Here is a 26,371-nt window from a genome sequence, read left to right as displayed (position 1 = left end):
ATTCCGATTCAAACATTATATCCCACAACTCTCATCTCCTGTGTAAGTTCATTTTTCCATCGTTCACTCTCATCTATATTAATATACACTACTCCGCTGATATCATTTGGAGTTTCAATATTGCCTTTTACTAGAGCAGCGACTCTATTTCTTGTTAGTTTCCCAATCAAAAAACCATGTTCAAATATAACATTTTGCCTAGCTCTGTATTTATAAACGAGCGAGCCTTTTTTAGCTCCAACATCACACTCGGTATATAAAACCACCCCAAAACCAACATTTGAGTAATGCTCTATTTTTTCTATAATTGTTTTCCCTGAGCTTGGTTGTTGGCTTAAAACTATTGGTTCAATATTTAGAGATCTTAAGAAATCCTCGACCTGAAGTCGTGTTATTTCGTCATGACCATGAACTATAAATACTTGCTTATGATTATATCTGGATATTTCATTTTTATTAGCAAGCGGATCATCAAAACTATCATAGACTCGAAAGAAATAAGATGAATTTATATTTTCCTTTGTTATAAATTTATTTTCCAAAAGTATCTCAAATAATGGCTCATCTTTTACAGCCCAATGCGTTCTTGACAACTCCCACTCACCAAGATCAATGTCTGTTCGAATTGAATTAATAGCCCCTGGCGGTAAAGGTGGAAAACTATTATCAATTCTAAATTCTATGACACATTCCTTCGCTCGTAATCTTATGTCTGTAATATAACCAATCAATGAAGGAACTGGCTCCGCCTCCACAACAAATAGACAGGGGAACTTTTTAAGTTCATCTATATTCTTCTGATTTAAATCTTTGTAACGTTCAATAATCTCGGGAGCTGTATACTCGACGATTGCTCTGCTTCGGCTCATCACATACCGTCCCGTTGCCCAACCCTCTTCATCACTTGTAATTAATAAATTAAACATCCTCTACCCCCCCAGACATATAATTTTTAAAAGTATAGTTTTTTTATCAAAAGCATGTAGTCACTCTAGAGCATTAGTATGCTAACCACTGGCTTCAGGTGTCCATTAAAAAGATTTAAACCTGTTCATCTGCGTGTGATGCTTTCCCTATACACGCACATGACCACAGCCTACTAGCGACGAATTAACAGCGACTATGGCGCAGGCGATAATTTTTTTATTACGCATCACCGCTGGCGCGCAGTGCTTTCCCCTCCTCGCCTGCCCGCTTCACGGGCCGGTTTACATGCAGGTGCATGACCGGGCTCAGACCGCGCCGGGACTGGCGCGGGCGGGCATGAGGCGGAGGCAGAAATAAATGCAGTTAAATGCAGCATATGCATGCAGGGTATTTTTTAAATAATTAACGGTTTTTTTTGGGGATTTTTCAGGGCGGGAGGATGCGCCCGGCAGGGGATTACCGGTGCGCATTTTTCGGAGAATTATGGCTGCTGGCTGTCCGTGCGCGACGCTTTATCGGGCCTGATTCCGACGGCATTCAGCACCGCGCAGCCGTCAGGGTTAATCCCGTTACCGGCGGCCAGCCAGGATGCGAGGGCGTCGCGCAGATGATGCGTTGCCCGGTCGAGCGCCCGGTGTTGCAGGTGCGCCGGGAGGCTGCGGATATGTATCAGCTCCGGGGCAAGAATGGCGGCCAGCTCTGCGCCGTGCTGATGCATGAAGTCATCAAGCCGGTGGCGGATACTGAGTGCCTGGACGGTCTCATGGGCACGGATGTACTGTCTTGCGGCCTGCCGGGTTTCTTCCGGGGCGCAGGGCGTTTCCCGGCGGCTCAGCCACACGGCACGGTGTTGCTTGCAGGTCTCTGCGGCCTGCGTCAGGGTGTTTCCTGTCATGGTCTCTCTCCTGCGGTTAAAAGCGCCACGGCGTTTTCCGGCATGGCCGGCTGACGTATCACCCCGTCGAGCGTCTCGGAGGTGCGGAACGTGGCCGAGCATTCAAGACTGGTGCGCTGGTGGTAGCGCTGCTTGAGGTTCTCCGACACATACCGGCTGGTACGGGTGTGCGCGGGCTGTCTGCAGTACGGGCAGTGGAACATCAGCCCTGCGCCTTGTTTTTCTCTGCCAGCGTTGCGGCAAGCTGATTACGTTTAACAGGGCTTTTATAGAGGGTCATGTCTACGCCGGTCAGCGGCGGGCGGTGCAGGCCGAGCTGAGAGATAACCGGCTCACTGTCCATGTCGAAGGTATAGAACTGTGCCTGGAGGGCAACATGCTGTTGCAGCTCCTCACCCAGCACACGCCCCGGACGTGACTCACCGTTCAGCTCCAGTTCGCGCAGGCGCAGACAGTAAGCGCGTACCAGCGCCGGGCTGATGGTGTTCATCGCTTCTGACCAGGCCGCCTGTGCGCAGACGGTAAGGGCAGCCCTGTGTTCATCGACATACTGTCTGCCGGTCGCACACGCCTCAAGCATGGCACGGGATTTGTCTGTCTCCAGCTCGGCAATCAGGCCGGTGAACTCCTCTGCCAGCTCGCGCCCGGCCATGCGGCGGCCGTGTTCGGCTTTCAGTTCCGGGGTCATGGCACCACCCAGGCTGCGCAGGCGGGTACGCCAGCTTTTGTCAGCCTCCGCGCTTTCCTCAAGGGCAGTCTGCCGTTCTTTTTCGCTGCGGATGATGGCTGCGCCGATGTCGTTCAGCGCCATCATGCTGCCGGTGTGGGCGGCTTTCGCCTCTGTAAAGCGGGTGAGCGCCTCACTTACGGCGGCGGCATTTTTCTGCGCAGCCTTTTCACTGGCGACCGCCACGACATTCTCAATAAGTGCGCGGTCAGGGGCAGGCCGGGTGCTGGCAACGGTTTTCATCAGGGCGGTGATAATTTCAGTTTTCATGGCGGGCTCTCTCTTTTCAGTGTGAGGGCATTCTGCCGTGGCCTGCACAACATCACGAGCTGTTGCTGTTGTGGCCGGGATGGTACAGAAAACCGCTGAAAAAACCGGCTCGCCAGAAAGAGGTCGCAGGAAAACCCCTCTCCCTGTTTGTTTTTCTGTATTTAACTCTTCACACTGTTCACCAGAAAGATAAAAAGTAAGTAATACAGTAAGTTAAGGGGTGAACAGTTGAGGGTCTGACTGTTCACCCACTGTTCACCACTGTTCACCGGCCTGAAATGCTGCCTGGCCCGCTTTCAGATAAAATTGTTATAATTTGTTAATATTAAATTCATTCTGGTTATATCCGGGTATGCCAGAATGTGCCAGACCATGTTCAGGATGTGCGAGAACATTGCCACCGTATAAAAATCAGCCATTCGCCCGCCTGAAACGTGAAAAATCACTTGTTGCCCTGACTGAAAATATTCACAAAATAGAGCGCTACCTGACGCCGGAAAGACATGACCGGCACCACACGGACTTTATGAGGTAGCCCGATGCACACCGCTTTTTCTTCCCCGATTTCTGTCCCTGCCGCCCCGCTAATGCCGGGGACTGAGCCCGCTCAGGAGCGCTTTCTGCGCCTGCCCGAAGTGATGCACCTCTGCGGTCTGTCGCGCTCCACCGTTTACGATCTCATCAGCCGGAATGCCTTTCCGCAGCAGGTCTCCCTGGGCGGCAAAAATGTCGCCTGGCTGCACACCGAAATCACCGCCTGGATGGCTGCCCGCATCGCCGACCGTAACCGGGGCTGTGACGCATGATGATGTTCGCCGTGCAAAAACCGCCTTTTCCTGGCTTGCTTCTTCTGGCCGTTCCCGGGTATAGTTTTCGCGCTGCCGCAAAATCGGCAGCCGGGCGTAGGAACCCGAGTTACTCAATGGCGACAACAGACGCGCCAGGCGTCTTTTTTTATGTCGTGGCTCAGGCACACCCATTTATCGGGCTGTGGTGTTTATGCACACACCATGGTTTCATACAGATAATGGTGGCCCGGGCGGGGCAGCCTTCGGGCTGGCCGGTATCCATTGAGGCCGGTATTCCTACCCCCGTCCGGGCTACCACCCATGAGCGTAGGAACTCCGGTGGTGGCAATAACCGCTACTCAATGGAGGCTGCCACCATGGCTACCCACCTCACCCTGTCACACCCGCAGTTTGTCTATGTCTTCGCTGCTGTTCGCCGCGCTGACCGCACACCCCGTATCTGTATGCTCCGCACCGTTGCCGGTGACGAGCGCGCTGCACGCCGCTCCCTTGTCCGGGATTACATTCTCGCGTTTGCCGGGCGTCTGCCGGTGGCGGAGGTGTGCGCGTGAAAGACCTGACCCTGACGCTCACCCGTGATGAGCTTGCGTGCCTGGAGCACCTGCGTAACGTCGGCCAGTTCGTGAATGCCATGACGCTGTTAAATGACAGCGTGACGGTCAGCCGCGAACCGGCGCACCAGGCGCAGCTCTCCTCCGTGATTTACCTGATGACCACCCAGCTCGACGGCGTGGTGGAGCGCTGCATGCAGCGCTGGCTCACAGAGGAGGTCAGCGCATGAAAACCCCGCTAACACCCGTGCTGCGCGCCGCGCTTTACCGCCGCGCCGTGGCCTGTGCCTGGCTGACCGTGTGCCACCGTCAGCACCGTTACCCGCACCTCACCCTCGATGCGCTGGAATCGGCCATTGCCGCCGAGCTGGAGGGCTTCTACCTGCGCCAGCACGGCGAGGAAAAAGGCCGCCTGATTGCCTGTGCCCTGCTGGAAGATTTAATGGATGCCGGTCCCCTGAAAGCCGCCCCGTCGCTGTCCTTTCTCGGTCTGGCCGTGATGGATGAACTCTGCGCCCGCCATATCAGCGTGCCTGTCCTGCACTGAGGAACACACCAATGAAAATGAACGTAACGGACACCGTTAACATGGCGTGCGGCCACTGGCCGCGCATTCTCCCGGCGCTGGGCGTCCCGGTCATCAGAAACCGGCATCAGGCCTGCCCCGTCTGTGGCGGCTCTGACCGCTTCCGCTTTGACGATAAAGAGGGGCGCGGAACGTGGTTCTGTAACCAGTGTGGCGCGGGTGACGGGCTGAAACTGGTTGAAAAGGTGTTCGGCGTAACCCCGTCCGAGGCCGCCGGAAAAGTGAATGCCGTGACCGGCACCCTGCCGCCGGTTGCCCCGGCAGCCACCGCGACCGCAGACACCGGAACGGACGCCGGGCGAAAAGCGGCGGCCGCAGTAGCGGCTGAGCTCGTGGCCTCTGCCCGCCCGGTCACCGGTAACGCCTACCTGACCCGCAAGGGGCTGGCTGGCCGCGAATGCCTGACCCTCGCCACCACGCACAAAACCGGGGGCGTGAGCTACCGCGCCGGGGATGTGGTTGTCCCCCTGCATGACGACACCGGGGCACTGGTTAACGTCCAGCTCATTAACGCTGACGGGGACAAACGCACCCTGAAAGGCGGGGCGGTGAAAGGCGCATGCCACATCATCGAAGGCCAGAAACAGGCCGGAAAACGCCTGTGGATAGCGGAGGGGTATGCCACGGCGCTGACCGTGCATCACCTGACCGGCGAGACCGTGATGGTGTCGCTGTCCTCCGTGAACCTCCTTTCTCTGGCGAGCCTTGCCCGCCGTCAGCACCCGGCCTGCCAGATTATCCTCGCGGCTGACCGTGACCTGAGCGGTGACGGCCAGACAAAAGCCGCAGCGGCCGCAGACGCCTGCAACGGGGTGGTTGCCCTGCCGCCGGTGTTCGGGGACTGGAATGATGCCTTTACCCTGAACGGGGAGGATGCCACGCGCCGGGCAGTTTACGACGCCATCCGCCCGCCGGTTGCAAGTCCGTTCGACACCATGAGCGAGGCGGAATTTACCGCCATGAGCACCAGTGAGAAGGCCATGCGCGTCCATGAGCACTACGGCGAGGCGCTGGCGGTGGATGCGAACGGCCAGCTCCTGTCCCGGTATGAAAACGGTATCTGGAAGGTCATACCGCCTTCAGACTTTGCCCGCGACGTGGCCGGGCTGTTCCAGCGCCTGCGCGCCCCCTTCTCGTCGGGACGTATCGCCTCGGTGGTGGAGACCCTGAAACTGATTATCCCGCAGCAGAATGCGCCCGCCCGTCGTCTGATTGGTTTCCGTAACGGGGTGCTGGACACGAAAACCGGCACGTTCACCCCGCACAGCAAATCGCACTGGCTGCGTACCCTGTGTGATGTGGATTTCACCCCGCCGGTGGCGGGCGAAACGCTGGCATCGCATGCCCCGCATTTCTGGCAGTGGCTCGACCGCGCCGCCGGTGGCAGTGCTGACAAACGCGATGTGATACTGGCCGCGCTGTTTATGGTGCTGGCGAACCGCTATGACTGGCAGCTCTTCCTCGAAGTGACCGGGCCAGGCGGAAGCGGGAAAAGCATTCTGGCCGAGATTGCGACCATGCTCGCAGGCGAGGACAACGCCACGTCGGCGACCATCGAGACACTGGAATCACCGCGTGAACGCGCAGCCCTGATTGGCTTCTCGCTCATCCGCCTGCCTGACCAGGAGAAGTGGAGCGGGGACGGGGCGGGACTCAAGGCCATCACCGGGGGCGATGCCGTGTCGGTTGACCCGAAATACCGGGATGCGTATTCCACGCATATTCCGGCGGTGATTCTTGCCGTGAACAACAACCCGATGCGCTTCACCGACCGCAGCGGCGGCGTGTCCCGTCGCCGGGTGATTATCCACTTCCCGGAGCAGATAGCCCCGGCAGAGCGCGACCCGCACCTGAAGGACAAAATCGCCCGCGAGCTGGCGGTCATTGTGCGCCAGCTTATGCAGCGGTTCAGCGACCCCATGAGCGCCCGCACGCTGCTCCAGTCGCAGCAGAACTCTGACGAGGCGCTGAGCATCAAACGCGATGCCGATCCGGCCTTTGATTTCTGCGGCTATCTGGAGGCGCTGCCGCAGACTAACGGGATGTTCATGGGCAACGCCAACATCGTGCCGCGTCAGCCCCGCAGCTATCTCTATCATGCCTACCTGGTGTATATGGAGGCGAACGGGTTTAAGCATGTGCTGAGCCTGAAAATGTTCGGAACAGGGCTGCCGATGATGCTGAAAGAGTACGGCATAAACTACGAAAAGCGGCACACAAAACACGGGACGCAGACCAATCTCACCCTCCGGGAAGACAGTAACAGCGACTGGCTGCCGAAGTGCGACGAGCCCGCAGCGACATAACCTCACCAGACCGGCAGCCGCCGGTCTTTTTTTATCTGACATTCCCGGTAGTGAACAGTGCACTGTTCACCCTTCACCTTCTGTTCACCACTCAAGCTACTGAAAGTAAAGGGTAAAAGAGGAGGGTGAACAGTGTGAACAGTAAAGCCCAAAAAAAGTTTTTGTTGGAGTCGCTGGGTTAGTTAAAGCACCCTATCCGTTAAGTCAAACCCCCATGTGCCAATCGTACAGCACTATGAGCGATGATGAGTTTACAAGTACCTTTATCGCATGATCTAAGGAACAATCCTGACTTAAAAAATCATCAATACCTTACAACCCACTGAAAAATTTATTTTTTAAAGGAAAGCGTAAAAATAACTAGATTTAACAATCGCAACAAGCTTCTTGACTAAGAATGAAAAATGAACAAATATTCTACTAAATATAGAACGAAAGGAATCTTTATATGGCAAGCTTTATTTTTTATAATGTTCAACTTCTGCCAACGATTTCTTCCAATGAAGTTGGAATAAGTGGGTATAAAAAGCTTTTTATGGTATTAAAAGAAAAGAATATAAGAGAAATAAAATCAAAAAACCATCTAGGTTATCATTATAAGTTAGGCAAAGCATCATACATAGGCCCATACGAATTTTACAGCGAACGAGGCGGTATAAATGGTAATTTCATCAAGTACAACGAAACCGATGATGTGACAGAGTTATTAACTGATAGATTATTATTTGAAAGAAGCAAACAGCGCTCTGCAGTATCCGGGAAAAAGAAAATACCTTTCGTCTTTGACGCTAAAAACCACATATTGGCCATTGATCAAAATGCAGCGCCATCAAAAAACTATCAAAAGTTGACGGAGATTTTGGAATATTTCCTTCGGGATATTGCCTTAAAAGAGTTTCCTGACCATACACTCACAATTAATATGCTATCGCTCCCTAGTGCCCTTGACGAAGTTTTTCTAGAAGCAATAGCATATAAATCCGTTGATATAGATCTTTACGCCCCCAACGGCGATGACGCAGAAAATATTTTAGAAGAAATGAAGCAAAGTAAAATGCAGAAACTAAAAATAAATGGCTCAAGTGATGATGGTTATATGCTTAACATTCCGCCCTTTGTTAAAAAAATCATTAAATTTGCTCAAACACACGGTAAAATAAAAATGAGGTATAAAGTAAAGCTACCTAATTCCAGAGAAACTAAAATGATGAATTACGATTCTGAAAACTCGCCTTTATTCCTTAACTTAAGACATAATAGATCCGATCAAACCGACAGAACATTTCTAGTGAGTTGCTCGGTAAAAATCAGAAATTATTTAAAAAATAAAGATGAGAAATTACAGGAAAATGAGAATGTATAAGTTTTTCAGATCCATCCCTGTAATAGGGACGTTGCTATTAATTACTAATAGTTATGTATACAATGGTGACGCTAATTCAGGAAAGCGATTTGCTCCTTTAAAGTTATGGGTAAGAAAATTCTTCATCAAATTTATTCTTGTATGTGCCTTAACTATTTTAACCTACTTAGGCGCTCTTGCTAAATCTCTTGAGGCGGCAGAACTAGCAGCACATATCGGATCATATGCAATTAATTCACCGGGTACAATAATTACATCTATTTTTCCATCGCTGATTGGCTTTGGTATCGGCGTCTATGCATTAATATTTGCGCTAGATAAATCAGTAGTTAAAGAATTTCAAACAGCTTATTCCCAAAGTGAGGAAATGAAATCCGGTAGCGTATTGGTTCTTAGTTCAGATTTAGCTTATCCTTTGATTATATTAGTGCTAACACTTGCTACTGGTATTTTCCAAATAGTATTTTTTAATGGATTTTATATTTGCATTTTCACTTGGCTCATGCTTTGGTATAGTTTCATCGTGATAATTGAAATGCTCGGAGTTTTATTTGGACTTACTAACAACAGTTTATTAGATAAACTGTAGAATTAATGCATTTTCATCTACACATTACCATATATTTTTCTTCAACCTATAAACCGGACATCAATATCTATTGTTATTCTAAATTAACTATGTCTCTAGACAACAAAAGTTTCTATGACAAAAAAATCCTTTTAAGGCATAAACTGACGTGTATAAGAATGTGTATAAAACAAAAGCAGGATATAAAAAAAGCCTTTAAAATCATAACAATAAGCAACAAATCGCACTCCTGTGATCTTCCGCCAAAATTAAGTCTCTGTCTGGCAAATCTTTAAACATCACTTCTGATTTACACCACGCTATTAGCAGCCTGCGCGCGCCTTAAATCAATTAAGCGCTCCATATGCGCTGGCCGCTGACGATCAGCGAGCAGGCGCCAAATATCTCCTCAGCCAACATGAAGCTGGAGAACTCAACCGTATATTAAATATGTGGCTGGAATTTGATGAAGATCAGGCTCGCTGTTGTAAGTATATATTCCTCCGCGACTGGCAAAATAAGCTGGATCAATTTCTGCGATTTAACCATCGGGAGGTTTTACACGACGCAGGCAAGATTGGTTAAAAATAGCGGATGAAAAGCGCTTGCTGAATATTGTCGATCTACCAGGCTACAGCGTTATTTAAAAGAAGCAGAAAGCAAAAAATCGATAAACGCATCACTCAACATGACTTAATTTTATTTGTTTAATAAAAGAGCCAATAGCTTTTATGTAAATAAAACAACATCTCTACAATAATTATTCTCCTCTTTAGCAACATGCGATCTGTCATTTTATTTTCGGATGTTTCGCTTCCCTCACATTTATTAATCATGATATCTTTTTTCGCCATACAACCCCTGCAATTAATAACGACGCATTAATAGAACATTTATATCAATCCAACTAATCGAGGAAAAATAATGAATGTAAGGGATGCTACCTTTTCTGATATTGAGCTGATATGCGATCTGCTTGCCGAAGCATTTTATGATGATGTGCTTATTGAATCTGCCTTTCCAGCGCCGGAAAGACGAAGGGAGGCGCTGCGCAGCTTCTTCAGGATCTATGCCGAAGTCGCGCTACGTAAAGGCGGCGTTATTATTGATGAAAATAATGTCGGTGCATTAATGTATTTTCATTATGACTCAGAAAATATTACCGATGAGATCCTGTTCAAACAGTTACGGGATGAATATAGCGCCGATTACGCTACTATGGCCTATTTAATGCACAAACTGAGTGCTTATCATCCAAAAAATCCACATTTCTATATTTTCGTGCTTGCTATTCCTGGCCAGGATCGCGGCATGGACGTTATTAACGCGTTGATGTACCGGTTAATCCATTTACAGGATCAAGCAGGCGTACCTTGCTATGCCGAATGTACAGCTGCGCGTGTACAGCGTCTTGCCGGGCGGCTTGGCTTTAAACCCGCAGATTTCAAACTCTGCATTGACGGTTTTCCTGAGCTTTACCCTATTTTAAGAGAACCGCAAAAACCGCTCGTTTAATACCACTCCACGCGCAAAGGATTGTGATGAATACTATTAATAAAAATCAACCAAGAAGAGCAAAGAAATATCAGGAATTAGCAAACTCATTGTTTCCTTCAGCATTTTCTGATAACCATGACGCTCTTTCTGAAAACATTACGCGTATTTCAGAATATATAAACAGATTGCGGCCGGAAAATAATGGCCCAGCGTGGTTAGGTAATAGCGGCGAGCTTGACGTTGATTATAAAAGCGTCAGAGTTGCTGAAATGGCCGATAATTTACGCCAGTGCGAGGATGTTATTAACGAGACGGCATCGCTTTTTCACGGCATGCCGAACTGGGGCCATCCATTAGCGATGTGTAATACCATCCCTCAGGGCAATACAGCATCGGTTATTGCAGGCATGATCGCACAGGTATTCTCCCCCAATATTGTGTCGGGGGAGTACTCCTGGAACGTTCAACGCGCTGAGCTGGAAAGCGGTGGGATGTTAGCAAATTTAATTGGCTGGGATGCGCAGCGGGCTGGCGGTCTTTATACCTACGGCGGCTCCGGCTGCTGGACCTATCATCTCAAATATGCCCTGTCGCGCGTTCTGCCTGACTCCAGACGCGAAGGCGTGCGCACCAATGCGAAAGTCCTCTGTTCTCAGCAGGCGCACTTCACCATGCTGAACAGCACAGACTGGACCGGTCTCGGGACGGATAACATTATCTGCATCAAAACCGATCCGAAGACTAACGCCATGGATCTAAAAGATCTGGAAGCGGTGCTGATCGCGCTGCGGATGCAAAATATCCCGGTTGCGTCAGTGGTCTGTACGATGGGGACAACCGACGCTAACGCCTTCGATCCGGTGGCGGACGTGCGCCGCTTACTGGATCGCTATCGCAACGCTGCGCCATATGGCAAGGCGCTGCTCTACTGCGATGCAGTGACCAGCTGGTCATGGCTGGCCTTCCAGAAATATGACTTTGCCGCTAACCCGCTGCAGTTCACCGAAGCGCTACTGCCGATGATGAAGAGCAACGCGCGTGAACTTGAGAAGATGAAATACGCGGACGCTATCGGCATTGATTTCCATAAAGCGGGCTTTTCGCCTTACACCAGCAGCTTCTTTGCTTACCGCGATGCCGGCGAGTTTGAAGCGCTGTTGCAGCGTCCGGGCTCGGCTTATCTGCAGTCGCGTACGGATTACAATCCTTACCACTACACGCTTGAAGTCTCGCGCGCGGCAACCGGCGCGGTCGCGGGCTGGGCGACGATGAAATACTTTGGTTATGAGGGCTTCCAGGCGTGCCTGGGCTCGATCCTGGAAAATCATCTTGTAATGCGTAATCTGCTGCAAGCAGAGCCGTCTACGGTATGCGTCAATCCGCAGGACAATGGCATGGTCACCCTGCTGCGCATCTATCCGCAAGGAGTGGATGCGCAGGAGCAGTATCAACGTGAACTGACCGATCCCGCGTATAAACCACAGCTGTCGGCGCATAATCAGTTAACGCTGGATATTGGTAATAAACTCTATGCGTGGTTCCGTGAGGGCAAGCAAATTAACGATATGCATACGCCCTATATGAGCTTTACCACCGGATTCTGCGTCACAGAGTACAACCGCGATGCGGCCGATCCTGATGCCAAAGTGTTCGCACTGAAAATCTACATTATGAACATGCACCTGACGCCGGAGCTGATGAAGCACGTGCTGGATTGCATTATGGCGGCACGGGACGAGGTAGTAGGGCAGGAATTACAGCAATAAAAGATCTCTTTATTTTTCCGGCATTAGTGACGCAGGGTGTAAATAATGTTTGATTTACACCCTTTTTATTTAAAAAGAGTCTCAGGTTTGCAGTCCACAGAGAGAGCGCTTACATTCCAATAATCTGATTTGCTCTTCAATTTATTGATTGCGGGAAGCGTATGTCATCCAGCCTATTTATTCATATTGCCGCGACACAAAAGGATTGCCGTTAATGACCACGTTAACGCCCATATGGCGTAACTGGTTGCAACTTATTACCCTCTCATTGTTGCTGGTGGTGGTGATGGAGTGGCTCCATCTTCCCGCCGCCCTGCTGCTTGGCCCGATGTTCGCGGGCATTTTTCTCGCGATCAACAATCGTCCGGTCACCATTAATAAACAGGGGTTTAGCGCCGCGCAGGCGGTGGTGGGCGCGATGATTGCGCACGCGATTCCGCCGTCGGTATTTGGTCGTATCGCCGCCGACTGGCCGCTGTTTGTGGTCTGTATTTTCTCCGTAATTTTCGCCAGCGCCATTCTCGGCTGGATAATGGCGAAACTGCAGGTTTTTCCCGGCTCGACCGCTATCTGGGGTTCATCGCCCGGTGCGGCGGCGGCGATGACACTCATGGCGGAAAGTTTTGGTGCCGATGTGCGCCTCGTGGCATTTATGCAGTATCTGCGGGTGATGGTGGTGGCGCTGGTCGCGGTGCTGGTCACCCGCCTCGGCATGGGGGCGGAGAGCGCCGAGCATGCGGTGGCAACCTTTACGCTGTTTGGCCCGCTGAGCATATGGCCATTTATCGCGACGTTAATGCTGATTGCCGTTGGCTTTCTGATTGCCAGACGCGTGAAGATGCCCTCCGGGCCATTACTGATTACGCTCGCGCTGGGGATTATCGTCGAGGATAGCGGCTTACTGACGCTTGAGCTGCCACCGTGGCTGCTGGCGCTCTCTTACGCGCTTATCGGCTGGAGTATTGGCCTGCGCTTTACGCGCGAGATTGTGCGCTACGCCGCCCGCGCCCTGCCCCGCGTGCTGCTGTCGGTATTGACGCTGGTGACGATCTGCTGCGGTTTCGCCTTCCTGCTGGTGAAATTTGCCGGCATTGATCCGCTCACCGCTTATCTCGCCACCAGCCCCGGCGGGGCCGATACGGTGGCGATTATCGCCTCATCAAGCCATGTCGATATCGCCTTTGTGATGGCGATGCAGACCGGACGCTTTATTGTGGTGCTGATTACCGGCCCGGCGATCTCACGGTTTGTCGCGAAGCGGCTAAATCGTTAGCGTAGGCGCTTCGCCGTTTTTGTAGGCCGGATAAGGCGCAGCCGCCATCCGGCAATCCTCTCACGCTGTTAATCGCAACTGCTCAATAACCTGGGCAACCTCGCGCCGTGCGTCGCCTTGCAGCGTCTGCAAAGGCGCGGGTAAACACGGCGCTTTCACCACGCCGAGCAGCTCTGCGGCAGTGGCGATAACGCGCAGGCTGCCGCCATAGCGTTTAAACAGATCCCACAGCGGCTGGAGCGCGGCGGTATGCTGGCGCGCCTGTGCGATATCACCCGCCATCGCCGCGCGGGAAATCGCCAGTGCCGCCTGCGGGAAGAGCCCGCCGAACACCGAATACCAGACGCTACACCCGGCATTCAGCGCTTCAACCGCCGTGCCATCGCCGCTGATGCCCAGCCTGATATCCGCCGGGATTTGCGCGCGCAGCGCACTCACCCGCTCTGAGGCAAGCTCTGCGGCAAGTGGCGGGATTTTGATCGAACCAATATTCGGCAACTGGGCGATACGGGCAAGCAGCTCGTCGCTGAAGTTAAAGTGCGTGGCGTTAGGGTTGTTATAGATGCAGAGCGGTACCGACAGTTCGCGGGTGACGGTGGCAAACAGATCGAAGACTTCATCTTCCGTTAACGGATGATAGGAGACCGGGGCCAGCAGCACGGCGCTGACGCCCGCTTTCTGCGCATCCTCCGCCAGCCAGAGCACATCCCGCGTGCGCAGTGCGCCAATCCCGGCGATCACCGGCACCGCGCCGGAGTACTCCGTTGCCAGACGCAGGACGCTCGCGCGCTCGCTGCGGCTAAAGTAGGGATAACATCCCGTAGAGCCGAGCGCGCCGATGGAATCGACGCCTGCGGCGCGCAGTTTTTCAATAATGCTGATATAGGCCGCCTCATCCAGGCGGTCATCGAGAAGCGGCGTCAGCGCAAAGGCGCTTAATCCTGTGAAGTCCATTCTTGTTCCCTCATTAGGCATTTTTTTAGTGTGGCAACCCGGCATCATACGGTTTAATCCGCCGACAGGTTCGTTGTTTGCCTCACAAAAAGCGTCAGCAGACTCTCAAGAATAAACCACATTTCGCGCTCTGCAGGTCGGAAAAACAGGGCGCGTTGCGGTGCGATTTAATGGCGTTACGCTTTGTGTCGCCCTGCTTAAGTTAACGCGCCGCGCTGTCGGCACCCCTCTTCGTGACTTAATCAGGATCTTATGCAAACCAAGCTACACGGGCCGCTGTTTCTCGCGATCCTCAGCGCGCTGATGGCCTTCACCTCTCTGTCGACGGATATCTACCTGCCCGCGATGCCGCTGATGGCGCGCGAGTTGCAAGGCGATGTTGAACTGACCATCACTGGCTTTCTGATGGGCTTCGCGCTGGCGCAACTGGTGTGGGGGCCGGTGAGCGATGCCATCGGACGCCGCAAGCCGCTATTTATCGGTATGGTGCTGTTTATCATCGGCTCAGCGGGGTGTGCGTTATCGACGGAGATCCATCAGATGGTGTTCTGGCGCGTGTTTCAGGCATTCGGTGCCTGTACCGGGCCGATGCTGGCGCGGGCGATGATCCGCGACCTCTTTGTGCGCACCCGCGCGGCGCAGATGCTCTCCACCCTGACCATTATTATGGCGATCGCCCCAATTATTGGGCCGCTGGCGGGCGGGCAGATTATTAAGTTCACCACCTGGCATGCGGCTTTCTGGGTGCTGGTGGTGATTGGCGCGCTGATGTTTGTCTCGCTCTTCGCGCTGCCGGAAACCCTGCCCGCAGAAAAGCGGATTCACGCTTCGCTGGCGGGCGTATTTCGCAACTACTTCACGCTGCTGCGCAATCGCGCGTTTATGCGTTACACGCTGTGCGTCACCTTTTTCTATGTCTCTGCTTACGCCTTTGTCACCGGCTCGCCGTTCGTCTATATCGGCTATTACGATGTCGCGCCGCAGTATTTTGGCTGGCTGTTTGCGCTCAATATTGTTGGCCTGATGGGGATGAGCGCCGTTAACCGACGGCTGGTGCAGCGCCATCCGCTCGATAAGCTGCTGAAGATCGCCGTCACGCTGGCCGCCCTCGCAGGCGTTGTGCTGGCGCTGCTGGTGAAGCTGCAATTCGGTGGCCTGGTTGCGGTGCTGATTACGGTGTTTGTCTTCTTTTCGATGAACGGCATTATCGCCGCCGCCTCGACCGCCGCCGCGCTGGATACCGTCCCGGCCTTTGCCGGCTCGGCCTCGGCGCTGATTGGCTCCCTGCAATATGGCAGCGGCATTATCTCTTCCCTGCTGCTGGCCGCGTTTCGCGACGGCACGCCGTGGACAATGGCCTGGATCATGGCGCTGTTCGCCGTCGCCAGCGCCGCAATGGCCTGGCGGGTCAACTCCCCGCAATAAAGGGCGATGCCGGATGGCGGCTTGCGCCTTATCCGGCCTACAGGGTTTGTGGGCCGGATAAGCATCGAGGTATGGCGGGCTTAAAGCCGGATTTTATTAATCTGATCAATACGCAACGTATTCATATTGAGAACGCAACCTAACATAGCTTCACCAAATACATGGGTGCCCATCGCTTGCGTACTCACCAGTTCGCAGTAATTGTTTCTGTACTGAAGCCACTCTTTCTGATTCTGCTTATAGGTTGCCAGCATACGCTCTTTCTGCTCCTGAGAGCCTCGCCACCAGCGCGTGTAGTCAAAAGAGGCGATCTCTTTCAGCTTCGCTTCATAAGCCTTATTCAGCGCAGCCTCAGAGGTATCGTTTACATCCTCTAAACACTCATCATCGTTTTCGCCATATTTTTCGATGCAGTGGGAAATGCTTTTTTGCTCAAAAGATGTTTTAGATGCCGCAAATGCGCCATTTGCAAAAATGAATAGAGCGACAAAGAATACGTTAATTTTCATCTTAAGTAATTCAACCTTAGCGACAAACGTTGTGGATCTCTTGACTGATATAAATCAGTTTTAAGGTAATTAATAACATCTTGCTTCGAACCGCGCTCAGCCATAATTTTCACCAGAACTCGGGCAGTTTGATTTCCCTGAAAGATAGTATCTACAAATACATCCCTGATTTTTATGTCAATTTCATCCCAAGAAAGTGCATTTGATATCTTTGTAGCAGTTCGATCATAAACTCCCTTGGCATAATCCTTCTTCTCTCGATACGAAATATCAAAAAGACGAACCTGTTGTTGATGTGTAATTTCACCAACCAGAGGGCCGTAAACGGAAATAAAAACATCAGCCTCTCTACCTTGTAAGTAGGCTGCTTTAGCACAAATTTGCGCTTTATACTCTTCTACACCTGCTTTTCTGAGTATGTATAGAATGCTTCCGGCGGTACGTTTTTTCATATCAAAACCGCGCCCGAGTGTAACACCTGAATCTTGTGATGGATGATGTAATATGCGTGAAAACCATGGCATACGAGCTGGCTGTCGAAAGGGGGCGGCAGCGGTAATATAGTCAACCCCCTCATAATCAAATGTTAATTGTCCTTCCTGAACGGTTAAAACCCCACCAACATGTTTTACACGCCAGTGAAGTGAGGTTGCATTTTCTAAAGCCTCAATAAACCACATGTCAGTTGGATATACTAAACCCGTTGCAGGCATGTTGATTAATGCCTGGAACCATCGAATAGCCTCCAAGGTGTCCGGAGTGCAGGAGCCGTTCTCGTTAATCGTACGGCCTGTAGCTTGCGTATAACCTGCTTTTTTAATTTTGCCTTGAAGTAGTTCCACATCGTAAGGATCGTTTGAACCACATTCGCCAACAGAATGTGTCAAGCTAAAAACCCTAGGTTGAGGGGAATGATGATGAGCAGTCCTTTTCATTTCTTTTATCCATTAGCTATTTTTGCCTGACATCTTATCGCACATGATTTGCTTTTTTTTAGGGAATGCTCATAAAACAAAGAAGCGGCGAAGCCCGAGCTAAAACCCGGGCATTTAGTGGTTTACGCGCCGGCTTTATTCAGTGCGGCGATCTCATCGGTAGAGAGGTTCAGCGCCACGGCGGTAGCGAAGCTCTCGACGTGCGCAGTTTTGGTCGCGCTGGCAATCGGCGCGGTGACGCCCGGTTGGTTAATAAGCCAGGCGAGCGCCACTTCGGCGGGTTTCACATTATGATCCGCCGCCACCTTATCAAGTGCGTCGAGAATGGCGAAGCCGCGCGGATTCAGGTATTTGGCGATGCCCTGTCCGCGCTGGCTCTGGTTAAGATCGCTTTCGCTGCGATATTTGCCCGACAGGAAGCCGGAAGCGAGGCTGTAGTAGGTCACCACGCCAATATTTTCCCGCACCGTTAAATCCTGCAACGCGCCTTCGAAGCTCTCGCGATCGTAGAGGTTATATTCCGGTTGCAGCACCTGGTAGCGCGGCAGCCCTTTCTCATCCGCCACTTTCAGCGATTCTGCCAGCTGTTGGGCGTCGAGGTTGGACGCGCCAATCGCGCGGATTTTCCCTGCTTTCAACAGCTTTTCATAAGCGCCTAACGTTTCATCGTAGGGCGTTTCGCTATCCGGCCAGTGGGAGAAGTAGAGGTCGATATAGTCCGTTTGCAGACGACGGAGCGAGTCATCAACCGCCTGCTCAATCCAGCGTGCCGAGAGTCCTTTTTTGCCGGGCTCGCCCATATCGGCGCCCACTTTAGTAAACAGGGTGATCTTGTCGCGATGACCAGGGTGCGCTGCCAGCCACTTACCAATAATGGTTTCCGATTCGCCACCCTTATTGCCCGGTGCCCAGGCAGAGTAAACGTCTGCCGTATCGATCGCCGTAAAGCCCTTTTCCAGTAACGCGTCCAGCAAACTGAAGCTCTGCTGCTCATCGACGGTCCAGCCGAACACATTGCCGCCAAAAACTAATGCCGGGATCTGTAACCCCGTGGTGCCTAATGAACGTAATGCCATCGCCACTTCCTCCTGTGAAGGTCAAACTTTAAGCCTGGCGTGTAATGGCGATCGCTTTTGGTTATCCGTGCGGTTTTTCCGCTGCCAGGCTGCGCAGCTGTGCGGTGATTGGTCGTAACGTTTCCCGTAAAACCGCGTGCAGATGGCGAATCGCCGGGGAGAACTGTTTGCGATGCGGGCAGATAAGGTTAAGCGGCGCGGCCTCGCCGGGATGCTGCGGCAGCAACACCTCCAGCCGCCCGGCCAGTACATCGGCGCTAACGTCGATCCACGATTTATAGACAATGCCCATCCCCTCCACCGCCCAGCGGCGGGCGACATCCGCGTCGTCGCACAACATCCGGCTTTTGACGATCAGCTGTCGGCGCAGGCCATTTTCCGGAAAGCTCCATTTGTCATACACTTGGTTGTTCATGGTGAAGAGCAGACAGTGATGGTTAACCACCTCATCAAGGGTTTGCGGCTTGCCATGCTGCGCCAGATAAGCAGGCGACGCGGCCAGCACCCGGCGGTTATCTTCGGCAATTGGCAGCGCCACATAGCTGCTGTTATCCAGCACGCCGTAGCGGATAGCGACATCCACCGGATCGCGAAACACATCGCTAAGCTGATCGGAAAGGGAGAGGCGCAGAGAGACCTTCGGGTACTGGGCGCAAAAACGGGTGATGATCGGCAGCAGCACGTTGCGTCCCAGATCGGATGGCACCGCCATGCGCAGCTCGCCCTGCGGTTCGTTATCGCCGCTGTGCAGGCTCTCTGATCCGGCGCGCACCACTTCCAGCATCTCCTGGGCGAAGGGGAGGTACTTTTCGCCTTCGGCGGTTAAGCGCAGGCTGCGGGTCGAGCGCACAAACAGGCGCTTATCGAGATCGCGCTCCAGCCGGTGCACCGCTGCGCTGACCTGGCCGGGAAGCAGCCCGGCTTCGCGCGCGGCGTTAGAAAAACTGCCCAGCAGCGCCGAGCGAACAAACAGCGTGACATCTTCCAGCCGAATCATCATCTCTCCGAACGGCAAATAACAAGCGCTTCTGTTGTGCCAGAAAAACGGGCGCAGGCAAACCGCATTTTCACTTTGCGAGTGAAAGTGTTGCCGTTTTTCACCGATTTATCTTCGCTGGCGCAGCGTTTATCCTCGGCGACTCTACGGGACGGTGCGCCCCGCGTTATTTGAATGTTCGCCAGGAGAGAAAAATGACCCTTGATGAAGCCGTGATTTCCCGCCATACCGTCAAAGCCTTCGACCCCGCTCAGCGCGTGCCGCAGGAGAAGATCGACACCCTGCTTAACGTGCTGCACAACAGCCCCTCTTCCGTTAACTCGCAGCCGTGGCACTTTGTTGTCGCCTCAAGCGAGGAAGGACGCGCGGCGATGGCGAAATCCGCCACCAGCAACTTCATCTATAACAAAGCGAAAATTGCCGATGCCTCGCACGTGATTGCGCTCTGCATGCGCAGCGATCTCGATGAGGCCCACCTGCAAAAGGTGCTGGCACAGGAGGAGAAGGATGGCCGCTTTGTGGCTGACGGCGCGAAAGCGGGCCAGGATAAGGGCCGCCGCTCCTATGTTGATCTGCACCGCTATGAGCAGCGCGATCTGCCGCAGTGGATGGAGAAGCAGGTCTATCTGGCGCTCGGCGGCCTGCTGCTCAGCGCAGCGATGCTCGGCATCGACGCCACGCCGATGGAGGGATTTGACGCGCGTGAACTCGACCTGGCGCTGGGCCTGCGCGAAAAAGGGCTGACCAGCGTCGTGCTGGTATCGCTCGGCGTACGCAGCGAGCAGGATTTTAATGCCGCGCTGCCTAAATCGCGCCTGCCGCGCGACGAGATCTTCACCTTTATCTAAAAATGGAAGCCCGGTTCACCGGGCTTCTTATTTGTTGCATTCTCTTGCAGGCCAACCCGTCCATCACCCGCATTTCCCTACTTTCCCGCTTTGACCAGGACATTGCATGCGGTAGCTTTTTACCCTATTTGCATAATTTAGCTTTTAGGTTAAAAATATGGAGAAAGGAACTCCCCATGTCCGCTTACATATCGTGAAGCGGATGGTGCTCGAGGGAAAGGTTAGAACCACAGCCAGCGCTGTCGCGGGAGCGATTGAATTGGGCTTTAATCCACCGCCATTTGACGAGATGTGCGCGGTGATTCTGGCGCTCACTTCAGAAGATTTTTTTAAAAGCATGACGGCATATGCCGATCATACGGTGTGGCACGATGTTTACCGACCAGTCTGGAAGAGACAAAAACTCTATCTGAAGTTAATCGTCTCTGACGATGTACTGATCGTGTCGTTTAAGGAGAGATAAATGAAATGCCCTGTTTGCGGCGCTGCGGGACTCAAACATGACACCCGCAACATTGAATACCGTTACAAAGGGAAAGTGACTACGCTCACTGCGATTGCAGGCGATTACTGCGACGCATGTGGAGAGATCATTTTCGACCGTCTGAACGGTGAACATTACTCAAAACAGGTTGCAGCTTTTGTCCGCAAAGTTAACGCCGAAGAAGTTGATCCTCAGTTTATTGCCACCATCCGAAAGCGGTTTAATCTCGATCAGCGCCAGGCGGCAGAGATGTTTGGCGGCGGCGCAAACGCCTTTAGCCGGTACGAAACCGGGCGTGTTGCCCCGCCAAGACCTTTAGTTTTGCTCTTTAAGGCGCTGGACAAGCATCCAGAGCTTTTCGAGGAGCTAAAACATGCCTGAAAGCCCGGTTCACCGGGCTTTTTGCTTGTCTGCCCGGCGAACCAGGCATAAACGGATGTTAGATCGTCGCTTTCGCGGCGTTAAGCCCCGGAACGAGGATCACTTTGCGGCAATCTTCTGCATGCTTATCGAAGATCTCATAGCCGCGGGCGGCCTCTTCGAGCGGCATATGGTGCGTGACAATCTCTTCCGGTTTGAGATGGCCGGACTCAATCAGCGGCAGCAGGTCTGGCAAGAAAGAGTGCACGTGGGTCTGCCCCATTTTGAAGGTCAGCCCTTTATCGAAGGCATCGCCAAACATAAAGGCGTGAATAAACCCGGCGTAGACGCCCGGCACGCTGACAATCCCGCCGCGCCGTACGGCGGCAATCGCCTGGCGCAGCACTTTGCCGCTACTGCCCTCGATTTTCAGGGTGCTGAGCACCGTTTCGGTGGTGCTGCCTTTGGCTTCAAAGCCCACGGCATCAATCACCGCATCGACGCCGCGATGACCGGGCGTGTTTTCGATAATCCACGCCGCCGGATCGTCATTCTTATCAAAGTTGATAGGAATAACGCCGTAGCGGTCGCGGGCGAAGGCGAGCCGGTAGTCGCTGTCATCGATCATGAAAATCTGTTCAGCCCCTTCCAGACGCGCGCACGCCGCCGACAGCAGCCCGACCGGGCCTGCGCCGTAAATCGCCACGCTTGAGCCCTGTTTAATTTCGGCGTTTTTCACCGCTTGCCAGGCCGTGGGCAGAATATCGGAGAGGAACAGCACCTTCTCGTCAGAGAGCGTATCCGGCACTTTAAATGGCCCGGTGTTGGCCTTCGGCACGCGGACATACTCCGCCTGGCCGCCGGGAATACCGCCATAGAGATCGCTGTAGCCAAACAGCGCCGCCGGCGGAGTAATGCCTTTTCGGTTTAGCGCCGCACCTTTGCCTTCGTTCGTTTCCGAACAGGCGGAGTATTGATGGAGCTTACAGAAAAAACATTCGCCGCAGGCGATAACAAACGGGATCACCACCCGGTCGCCCTTGCTGACCGCATGCACGCCAGCCCCGGTCTCGACCACTTCGCCCATAAACTCATGACCGAAGATGTCACCGTGATGCGTACCGGGGATTTTGCCGTGATAAAGGTGCAGATCCGAGCCGCAAATCGCCGTGGCGGTCACGCGAAGGATAATATCATCCGCCGCCTGGATAATCGGATCGGGATGGTTATCGACGCTGACTTTATGTGACCCGTGATAAGTAAGTGCTCTCATGTACCGTGTTCCCCATGATTTCAGACAGGACTGATAAGCATAGAACAGCCTGCGGAAGCACGGCGAAGCGGCACTACATCTTATCCACCCAGTGGCAGGCAACATGATGCCCGGGAGCCACTTCACGCAGCGAAGGCGCCTGTTCACGGCAGATCTCCGTGGCGTGTGGGCAGCGCGACGAAAAGCGGCAGCCCGGCGGCGGTCGCGAAGGATCCGGGATCTCGCCCTGCACCGCCGCCACCGGTTCGCGCAGCGGATCGAGGGTCGGCACAGCGGCCAGCAACGCGCGGGTATAGGGGTGCAGCGGCTGGTTGAAGAGCGTGTCGCGGCTGGCGGTTTCTACCAGTTGCCCGAGATACATCACCGCCACGTCATCGCACAGATGTTCAACAACGCCGAGATCGTGGGAGATAAAGAGAAACGTCACGCCGAAGTCGTCGCGAAGATCGGCGAACAGGTTGATAATCTGCGCCTGAATGGAGACATCCAGCGCCGAAATCGGCTCGTCGGCAATAATAAAATCAGGGTTAAGGATCAGCGCCCGTGCAATGCCAATTCGCTGGCGCTGGCCGCCGGAAAACTCATGGGGAAAGCGGTTGTAGTGCTGCGGTGCCAGCCCGCAAATCTTCATCACCGCAATGACTTTGTCATACAGCTCCGCGCGGGTGCAGAGCTTATGCTCCAGCATCGCTTCACCAATCGCATCGCCGATGCGGATGCGCGGATTGAGCGAACTGTAGGGATCCTGAAACACCAGCTGGATTTTCGGACGCAACGCGCGCAGCGCCTTAGGCGCGAGATCGCCCAGCTCCTGGCCGCGATATTTCACGCTGCCAGCGGTCTTATCGTACAGCCCCAGCAGCGTGCGCCCGACGGTAGTTTTGCCGCTGCCGGATTCGCCGACCAGGCCAAAAATAGTGCCAGGACGAATGTTAAAACTGACGCCATCGACCGCGCGCACCTGCCCGGTTTGCTGACCAAACAGCCCGTCGCGCAGCGGGAAGTACTTTTTCAGGTCGTTAACTTCAATCACATACTCTGCGCTCATGCCTGCGGCTCCGTTAACGCACTGTGAATACAGGCCGCCTGCCGGGTCTCGTCGCCCACCAGCGGCGGAATGCCGCGCCGACAGGCGTCGGTCGCGCGCTCGCAGCGATCGTAAAAGGCGCACCACGGCGGCAGTTCAGCCAGATCCGGCACCTGGCCGGGGATCGAGTAGAGCCGACGCCGCCGCTCGCCCGGCACCGGACGCGAGGCGATCAGCCCTTTGGTATAGGGGTGCAGCGGGTGACGTAACACGTCGGCGGTTGGCCCCTGCTCGACAATCCGTCCGGCGTACATCACCACCACGTGTTCCGCCATTTGTGCGATCACCCCCAGATCGTGAGTGATCAACATCAGCGCCATATGGTGCGCCTGCGCCTGGTCGCGCAACAGTCGCAGGATCTGCGCCTGCACGGTGACATCCAACGCGGTAGTCGGCTCATCGGCGATTAACAGCTTCGGCTGGCAGCTCAGTGCCATAGCAATCATGATGCGTTGCAGCATGCCGCCGGAGAGTTGATGCGGATAGCTGCTCATCAGGCTCTCTGCCCGCGCCAGCCCCACTTCAGCAATTAATTGCGTTGCGCGCTGCCAGGCCGCTTTCGGCGACAGGCCGCGATGGCGGATCAGCGGCTCGCACAGCTGCTCACCGATGGTCAGCACCGGGTTGAGGGCGGTCATTGGCTCCTGGAAAATCATCGCCAGCTGGTTGCCGCGCAGATCGGCCATTTTCGACGGCTTCAGGCGCAGCAGATCCTCGCCCTGAAAGCGGATCTCCCCGCCGTCGATGCGCGCCGCCTGCGGTGGCAGCAGGCCCATCAGCGACATCGCCGTGACGCTTTTTCCGCAGCCGGATTCACCGACCACGCCGATAGTCTGCCCGGCCTGAATGGCAAAGGAGACCTCCTGCACGGCGCGCACGCGCCCCTGTTCAGCGGCGAAGGAGACGGAAAGTTGGTTGAATGTGACCAGCGGTTCGCTCATTTCAGGCTCCGTTTCATCTTCGGATCGAGCGCATCGCGCAGGCCATCGCCCAGCACGTTAATGGCAATCACGGTGATAAAAATGGCGATCCCTGGCGGCATCCACAGCCACGGACGGCGTTGAAAATCGATCAGGCTGTTGGCGGCATCCATCATATTGCCCCATGACGGCGTTGGCGGTACCACGCCCATGCCAAGGTAACTGAGCGCCGACTCCATCAGAATGGCATTCGCCACCGCCATCGTCGCCATCACCACCAGAATCGGCACCGTGTTGGGCAACAGGTGACCAAACAGGCGGCGGCGTGAGGAGAGGCCCAGCACCTGGGTGGCCAGCATAAAATCGCGCTCGCGCAGAGAGAGGATCTGCCCGCGCACCAGCCGCGCCAGCTTCGGCCACTCCAGCAGACTCAGCATCACTACCACCATGTAGATACGTGATTCGGCGGGGAAATCGAGTTCCGACAGCATCGCGCCAGCGACAATCAGCAGCGGCAGGCTCGGAATAGTCATGACCAGATCCGCCAGCCGCATAATCACTTTATCGGTCCAGCCGCCCGCATAGCCCGACAGCGCGCCAAGCAGGTAGCCGAGCGCCACGGAGAGCAGCATGGTCAGCAGGCCAATAATCAAAGAGATACGCCCGGCCAGCAGCAGACGAGTATAAACATCGCGCCCAAGGAAATCGGTGCCGAGCCAGTGCTCAGCACCAGGGGGTTTGTTGATCATCAATGCATCGGTGGCGTCGTTTTTCCACGGCGACCAGATGGGCCCAACGACGCACCAGACAGCCATCACAATCAGCGCCAGCAGGCAGAGCATCGCCAGCCGGTTGTGACGCAGCGCGCGCCACGCCTGTCGCCACGGGGAAGGCGTCGCCTGAGCCAGCGCCGGGATCTCTGCTTTGCGCAGACGGCGGTTGGTTGAGAAGAGTGAACCCAGCATCATCACCTCACCCGGATACGCGGGTCAGCCCACGCGTAAAGCACATCGGCAATCAGGTTGCCGACAATGGTTAATACCGCCAGGAAGAGGGTGAACCCCATCAGCACGGGGTAATCCCGCGCGGCCAGCGAATCGATATGAATATGCCCGGCACCCGGCCAGTTAAACACCTTTTCGGTGATGATCGCCCCGGAAAAGAGCCCCGGCAGCTCAAAACCGAGCAGGGTGATAATCGGCAGCAGGGCATTGCGCAGCGCGTGTTTGAAGATCACCGTGCGCTCACGCAGCCCTTTGGCGCGCGCGGTGCGGATAAAGTCCATCTTCACCACATCAAGCATGCTGGCGCGGAAGTAGCGCGTCAGGCTGCCCGCCTGCAACATCACCAGCGCCAGCACCGGCAGCGCCAGATGCGCGGCAACCTGCATCACCCACGCCCAGCCGCTGTCATCGCTGCCGGTATTGGTCATGCCGCCCACCGGCAGCCAGTGCAGATCGACGGCGAACCACTTAATCAGCAGCAGGCAGAGGAAGAAGGTCGGAAAGGACATGGCGGCGAAGACCACCACGCTCACCACGTGGTCAAACAGTGAATTGGGCTTCAGCGCCGACGCAATGCCAACCGCGAGGCCGATCCCCCAGTAGAAGACCAGCGCGACGCTTGCCAGCAGGAAGGAGTTCCAGATGTACTGGTTCAGCAGTTGGCTGACCGGGATCTGGTATTGCAGCGAGAAGCCGAGATCGCCGCGCAGCAGCTGGCCGAGCCAGTGCAGATAGCGGGTAAAAAGGGGCTGATCGAGGCCGTAAATCGCTTTCAGTTCCGCGGCGCGGGCGGCGGTCAGGGTGATATTGCCGTCGATAAAGTCGCCCGGTGTTTTGGCGAACAGCATAAAGATGATCAGTGAAGCCAGCAGCAGCATCGGCACGGTTTGCAGCAGCCGCCTGAGGATAAAGTTTCCCATAACGCTCTCATGCCCGCCGCCGGGCATTCCCGGCGGCGGTG

At 54.2% G+C, this 26,371-nt stretch carries 28 protein-coding genes and 1 pseudogene; 15 read left to right on the top strand and 14 right to left on the bottom strand.

Annotated elements, in window-relative coordinates; genetic code table 11:
• Positions 1-8: 8 nt before the first annotated feature.
• The 4 genes from EH164_RS00360 to EH164_RS00345 all read right to left on the bottom strand — a co-directional run bounded on the left by EH164_RS00360 (position 9) and on the right by EH164_RS00345 (position 2,819).
• Positions 9-926 (bottom strand): TIR domain-containing protein, encoded by a 918-nt coding sequence (locus EH164_RS00360; protein ID WP_124966971.1) that lies wholly within the window; start codon positions 924-926, stop codon positions 9-11.
• A gap of 482 nt (positions 927-1,408) precedes the next feature.
• Positions 1,409-1,822 (bottom strand): phage polarity suppression protein, encoded by a 414-nt coding sequence (locus EH164_RS00355; protein WP_164483589.1) that lies wholly within the window; start codon positions 1,820-1,822, stop codon positions 1,409-1,411.
• Positions 1,819-2,025 (bottom strand): ogr/Delta-like zinc finger family protein, encoded by a 207-nt coding sequence (locus EH164_RS00350; protein ID WP_124966969.1) that lies wholly within the window; start codon positions 2,023-2,025, stop codon positions 1,819-1,821. Before EH164_RS00350 ends, EH164_RS00355 begins: the two co-directional genes overlap by 4 nt.
• A complete protein-coding gene (locus EH164_RS00345) occupies positions 2,025-2,819 on the bottom strand; it encodes a capsid protein (RefSeq protein WP_124966968.1) in 795 nt (264 codons plus the stop codon). Before EH164_RS00345 ends, EH164_RS00350 begins: the two co-directional genes overlap by 1 nt.
• 539 nt (positions 2,820-3,358) lie before the next feature.
• On the opposite strand from EH164_RS00345, the gene EH164_RS00340 reads away from it, so the two are divergent.
• The 11 genes and pseudogenes from EH164_RS00340 to EH164_RS00290 all read left to right on the top strand — a co-directional run bounded on the left by EH164_RS00340 (position 3,359) and on the right by EH164_RS00290 (position 13,538).
• Entirely contained in the window at positions 3,359-3,625 is a 267-nt protein-coding gene (locus EH164_RS00340) for an AlpA family transcriptional regulator (RefSeq protein WP_124966967.1), read from the top strand.
• Positions 3,622-4,179 carry a host cell division inhibitor Icd-like protein gene (locus tag EH164_RS00335; RefSeq protein ID WP_124966966.1) on the top strand — a complete coding sequence of 186 codons (558 nt, stop codon included), beginning with the start codon at positions 3,622-3,624 and terminating at the stop codon, positions 4,177-4,179. The genes EH164_RS00340 and EH164_RS00335 overlap by 4 nt, the downstream gene beginning before the upstream one ends.
• Entirely contained in the window at positions 4,176-4,409 is a 234-nt protein-coding gene (locus EH164_RS00330) for a hypothetical protein (protein WP_124966965.1), read from the top strand. Before EH164_RS00335 ends, EH164_RS00330 begins: the two co-directional genes overlap by 4 nt.
• The gene (locus tag EH164_RS00325; protein WP_076736647.1) at positions 4,406-4,726 is read left to right on the top strand and encodes a DUF5375 domain-containing protein; all 321 of its coding nucleotides are present in this window, start codon (positions 4,406-4,408) and stop codon (positions 4,724-4,726) included. Before EH164_RS00330 ends, EH164_RS00325 begins: the two co-directional genes overlap by 4 nt.
• Positions 4,727-4,737: 11 nt before the next feature.
• Positions 4,738-7,071, top strand: coding sequence for a primase-helicase zinc-binding domain-containing protein (locus tag EH164_RS00320; protein WP_124966964.1), 2,334 nt, complete (start codon positions 4,738-4,740; stop codon positions 7,069-7,071).
• Positions 7,072-7,519: 448 nt separating this feature from the next.
• On the top strand, positions 7,520-8,434 hold the full coding sequence (locus EH164_RS00315; RefSeq protein ID WP_124966963.1) for a DUF4747 family protein: 915 nt from the start codon (positions 7,520-7,522) through the stop codon (positions 8,432-8,434).
• On the top strand, positions 8,427-9,023 hold the full coding sequence (locus EH164_RS00310) for a hypothetical protein (protein WP_124966962.1): 597 nt from the start codon (positions 8,427-8,429) through the stop codon (positions 9,021-9,023). The genes EH164_RS00315 and EH164_RS00310 overlap by 8 nt, the downstream gene beginning before the upstream one ends.
• 375 nt (positions 9,024-9,398) lie before the next feature.
• Positions 9,399-9,699, top strand: a pseudogene (gene rhuM / locus EH164_RS22865) (RhuM family protein); the annotation flags it as partial.
• Between the two features lie 227 nt (positions 9,700-9,926).
• On the top strand, positions 9,927-10,517 hold the full coding sequence (locus tag EH164_RS00300; RefSeq protein ID WP_124966961.1) for an N-acetyltransferase: 591 nt from the start codon (positions 9,927-9,929) through the stop codon (positions 10,515-10,517).
• 251 nt (positions 10,518-10,768) lie between these two features.
• Positions 10,769-12,265, top strand: coding sequence for a pyridoxal-dependent decarboxylase (locus EH164_RS00295; RefSeq protein WP_241174992.1), 1,497 nt, complete (start codon positions 10,769-10,771; stop codon positions 12,263-12,265).
• 214 nt (positions 12,266-12,479) lie between these two features.
• Positions 12,480-13,538 (top strand): AbrB family transcriptional regulator, encoded by a 1,059-nt coding sequence (locus tag EH164_RS00290; protein ID WP_124966959.1) that lies wholly within the window; start codon positions 12,480-12,482, stop codon positions 13,536-13,538.
• A 60-nt stretch (positions 13,539-13,598) separates the two neighbouring features.
• On the opposite strand, the gene EH164_RS00285 is transcribed toward EH164_RS00290, so the two are convergent.
• Positions 13,599-14,492: a dihydrodipicolinate synthase family protein gene (locus EH164_RS00285; protein ID WP_124966958.1), complete on the bottom strand. Its 894-nt coding sequence runs from the start codon at positions 14,490-14,492 to the stop codon at positions 13,599-13,601.
• A gap of 252 nt (positions 14,493-14,744) precedes the next feature.
• On the opposite strand from EH164_RS00285, the gene EH164_RS00280 reads away from it, so the two are divergent.
• Complete coding sequence (locus EH164_RS00280) at positions 14,745-15,917, top strand: multidrug effflux MFS transporter (RefSeq protein ID WP_124966957.1); 1,173 nt, start codon at positions 14,745-14,747, stop codon at positions 15,915-15,917.
• An 80-nt stretch (positions 15,918-15,997) separates the two neighbouring features.
• On the opposite strand, the gene EH164_RS00275 is transcribed toward EH164_RS00280, so the two are convergent.
• The 4 genes from EH164_RS00275 to EH164_RS00260 all read right to left on the bottom strand — a co-directional run bounded on the left by EH164_RS00275 (position 15,998) and on the right by EH164_RS00260 (position 19,434).
• Positions 15,998-16,426: a lysozyme inhibitor LprI family protein gene (locus tag EH164_RS00275; protein ID WP_124966956.1), complete on the bottom strand. Its 429-nt coding sequence runs from the start codon at positions 16,424-16,426 to the stop codon at positions 15,998-16,000.
• Positions 16,423-17,361, bottom strand: a complete 939-nt coding sequence (locus EH164_RS00270) for a peptidoglycan-binding protein (RefSeq protein ID WP_124966955.1) — start codon at positions 17,359-17,361, stop codon at positions 16,423-16,425. The genes EH164_RS00275 and EH164_RS00270 overlap by 4 nt, the downstream gene beginning before the upstream one ends.
• A gap of 122 nt (positions 17,362-17,483) precedes the next feature.
• Entirely contained in the window at positions 17,484-18,437 is a 954-nt protein-coding gene (locus EH164_RS00265; protein WP_124966954.1) for an aldo/keto reductase, read from the bottom strand.
• A gap of 61 nt (positions 18,438-18,498) precedes the next feature.
• Positions 18,499-19,434, bottom strand: a complete 936-nt coding sequence (locus EH164_RS00260; protein ID WP_124971187.1) for a LysR family transcriptional regulator — start codon at positions 19,432-19,434, stop codon at positions 18,499-18,501.
• A gap of 194 nt (positions 19,435-19,628) precedes the next feature.
• Between EH164_RS00260 and nfsB the strand changes: the two genes are divergently transcribed.
• The 3 genes from nfsB to EH164_RS00245 all read left to right on the top strand — a co-directional run bounded on the left by nfsB (position 19,629) and on the right by EH164_RS00245 (position 21,147).
• On the top strand, positions 19,629-20,282 hold the full coding sequence (gene nfsB, locus EH164_RS00255; RefSeq protein ID WP_124966953.1) for an oxygen-insensitive NAD(P)H nitroreductase: 654 nt from the start codon (positions 19,629-19,631) through the stop codon (positions 20,280-20,282).
• 157 nt (positions 20,283-20,439) lie between these two features.
• The gene (locus EH164_RS00250; protein ID WP_124966952.1) at positions 20,440-20,745 is read left to right on the top strand and encodes a type II toxin-antitoxin system MqsR family toxin; all 306 of its coding nucleotides are present in this window, start codon (positions 20,440-20,442) and stop codon (positions 20,743-20,745) included.
• Complete coding sequence (locus EH164_RS00245; RefSeq protein WP_124966951.1) at positions 20,746-21,147, top strand: type II TA system antitoxin MqsA family protein; 402 nt, start codon at positions 20,746-20,748, stop codon at positions 21,145-21,147.
• Between the two features lie 58 nt (positions 21,148-21,205).
• Here the strand turns inward: EH164_RS00245 and EH164_RS00240 are convergent, their stop codons facing one another.
• The 5 genes from EH164_RS00240 to EH164_RS00220 all read right to left on the bottom strand — a co-directional run bounded on the left by EH164_RS00240 (position 21,206) and on the right by EH164_RS00220 (position 26,330).
• Positions 21,206-22,399, bottom strand: a complete 1,194-nt coding sequence (locus tag EH164_RS00240) for a zinc-dependent alcohol dehydrogenase (RefSeq protein ID WP_042715056.1) — start codon at positions 22,397-22,399, stop codon at positions 21,206-21,208.
• A 73-nt stretch (positions 22,400-22,472) separates the two neighbouring features.
• On the bottom strand, positions 22,473-23,447 hold the full coding sequence (locus EH164_RS00235) for an ABC transporter ATP-binding protein (RefSeq protein ID WP_124966950.1): 975 nt from the start codon (positions 23,445-23,447) through the stop codon (positions 22,473-22,475).
• Complete coding sequence (locus tag EH164_RS00230; protein ID WP_042715059.1) at positions 23,444-24,427, bottom strand: ABC transporter ATP-binding protein; 984 nt, start codon at positions 24,425-24,427, stop codon at positions 23,444-23,446. The genes EH164_RS00235 and EH164_RS00230 overlap by 4 nt, the downstream gene beginning before the upstream one ends.
• Complete coding sequence (gene opp4C / locus EH164_RS00225) at positions 24,424-25,371, bottom strand: oligopeptide ABC transporter permease (RefSeq protein WP_042715135.1); 948 nt, start codon at positions 25,369-25,371, stop codon at positions 24,424-24,426. Before opp4C ends, EH164_RS00230 begins: the two co-directional genes overlap by 4 nt.
• Before the next feature lie 2 nt (positions 25,372-25,373).
• Entirely contained in the window at positions 25,374-26,330 is a 957-nt protein-coding gene (locus EH164_RS00220; RefSeq protein WP_042715061.1) for an ABC transporter permease, read from the bottom strand.
• Positions 26,331-26,371 lie beyond the last annotated feature (41 nt).

It is taken from the genome of Kosakonia sp. CCTCC M2018092, assembly GCF_003864115.1.
Lineage (GTDB): Bacteria > Pseudomonadota > Gammaproteobacteria > Enterobacterales > Enterobacteriaceae > Kosakonia > Kosakonia cowanii.
This window is presented reverse-complemented; position numbering and strand designations above follow the sequence as displayed.

What these genes read in the sequence shown, in the direction of transcription:
- EH164_RS00320 (WP_124966964.1), top strand. Translation starts at nt 4,738, where the DNA reads ATGAAAATGAACGTAACGGACACCGTTAACATGGCGTGCGGCCACTGG.
- EH164_RS00345 (WP_124966968.1), bottom strand. Translation starts at nt 2,819, where the DNA reads ATGAAAACTGAAATTATCACCGCCCTGATGAAAACCGTTGCCAGCACC.
- EH164_RS00270 (WP_124966955.1), bottom strand. Translation starts at nt 17,361, where the DNA reads ATGAAAAGGACTGCTCATCATCATTCCCCTCAACCTAGGGTTTTTAGC.
- EH164_RS00250 (WP_124966952.1), top strand. Translation starts at nt 20,440, where the DNA reads ATGGAGAAAGGAACTCCCCATGTCCGCTTACATATCGTGAAGCGGATG.
- EH164_RS00290 (WP_124966959.1), top strand. Translation starts at nt 12,480, where the DNA reads ATGACCACGTTAACGCCCATATGGCGTAACTGGTTGCAACTTATTACC.
- EH164_RS00325 (WP_076736647.1), top strand. Translation starts at nt 4,406, where the DNA reads ATGAAAACCCCGCTAACACCCGTGCTGCGCGCCGCGCTTTACCGCCGC.
- EH164_RS00260 (WP_124971187.1), bottom strand. Translation starts at nt 19,434, where the DNA reads ATGATTCGGCTGGAAGATGTCACGCTGTTTGTTCGCTCGGCGCTGCTG.
- EH164_RS00315 (WP_124966963.1), top strand. Translation starts at nt 7,520, where the DNA reads ATGGCAAGCTTTATTTTTTATAATGTTCAACTTCTGCCAACGATTTCT.
- EH164_RS00295 (WP_241174992.1), top strand. Translation starts at nt 10,769, where the DNA reads ATGGCCGATAATTTACGCCAGTGCGAGGATGTTATTAACGAGACGGCA.
- EH164_RS00350 (WP_124966969.1), bottom strand. Translation starts at nt 2,025, where the DNA reads ATGTTCCACTGCCCGTACTGCAGACAGCCCGCGCACACCCGTACCAGC.
- opp4C (WP_042715135.1), bottom strand. Translation starts at nt 25,371, where the DNA reads ATGCTGGGTTCACTCTTCTCAACCAACCGCCGTCTGCGCAAAGCAGAG.
- EH164_RS00355 (WP_164483589.1), bottom strand. Translation starts at nt 1,822, where the DNA reads ATGACAGGAAACACCCTGACGCAGGCCGCAGAGACCTGCAAGCAACAC.
- nfsB (WP_124966953.1), top strand. Translation starts at nt 19,629, where the DNA reads ATGACCCTTGATGAAGCCGTGATTTCCCGCCATACCGTCAAAGCCTTC.
- EH164_RS00275 (WP_124966956.1), bottom strand. Translation starts at nt 16,426, where the DNA reads ATGAAAATTAACGTATTCTTTGTCGCTCTATTCATTTTTGCAAATGGC.
- EH164_RS00335 (WP_124966966.1), top strand. Translation starts at nt 3,622, where the DNA reads ATGATGATGTTCGCCGTGCAAAAACCGCCTTTTCCTGGCTTGCTTCTT.
- EH164_RS00360 (WP_124966971.1), bottom strand. Translation starts at nt 926, where the DNA reads ATGTTTAATTTATTAATTACAAGTGATGAAGAGGGTTGGGCAACGGGA.
- EH164_RS00310 (WP_124966962.1), top strand. Translation starts at nt 8,427, where the DNA reads ATGTATAAGTTTTTCAGATCCATCCCTGTAATAGGGACGTTGCTATTA.
- EH164_RS00265 (WP_124966954.1), bottom strand. Translation starts at nt 18,437, where the DNA reads ATGGCATTACGTTCATTAGGCACCACGGGGTTACAGATCCCGGCATTA.
- EH164_RS00300 (WP_124966961.1), top strand. Translation starts at nt 9,927, where the DNA reads ATGAATGTAAGGGATGCTACCTTTTCTGATATTGAGCTGATATGCGAT.
- EH164_RS00230 (WP_042715059.1), bottom strand. Translation starts at nt 24,427, where the DNA reads ATGAGCGAACCGCTGGTCACATTCAACCAACTTTCCGTCTCCTTCGCC.
- EH164_RS00285 (WP_124966958.1), bottom strand. Translation starts at nt 14,492, where the DNA reads ATGGACTTCACAGGATTAAGCGCCTTTGCGCTGACGCCGCTTCTCGAT.
- EH164_RS00240 (WP_042715056.1), bottom strand. Translation starts at nt 22,399, where the DNA reads ATGAGAGCACTTACTTATCACGGGTCACATAAAGTCAGCGTCGATAAC.
- EH164_RS00235 (WP_124966950.1), bottom strand. Translation starts at nt 23,447, where the DNA reads ATGAGCGCAGAGTATGTGATTGAAGTTAACGACCTGAAAAAGTACTTC.
- EH164_RS00220 (WP_042715061.1), bottom strand. Translation starts at nt 26,330, where the DNA reads ATGGGAAACTTTATCCTCAGGCGGCTGCTGCAAACCGTGCCGATGCTG.
- EH164_RS00245 (WP_124966951.1), top strand. Translation starts at nt 20,746, where the DNA reads ATGAAATGCCCTGTTTGCGGCGCTGCGGGACTCAAACATGACACCCGC.
- EH164_RS00340 (WP_124966967.1), top strand. Translation starts at nt 3,359, where the DNA reads ATGCACACCGCTTTTTCTTCCCCGATTTCTGTCCCTGCCGCCCCGCTA.
- EH164_RS00280 (WP_124966957.1), top strand. Translation starts at nt 14,745, where the DNA reads ATGCAAACCAAGCTACACGGGCCGCTGTTTCTCGCGATCCTCAGCGCG.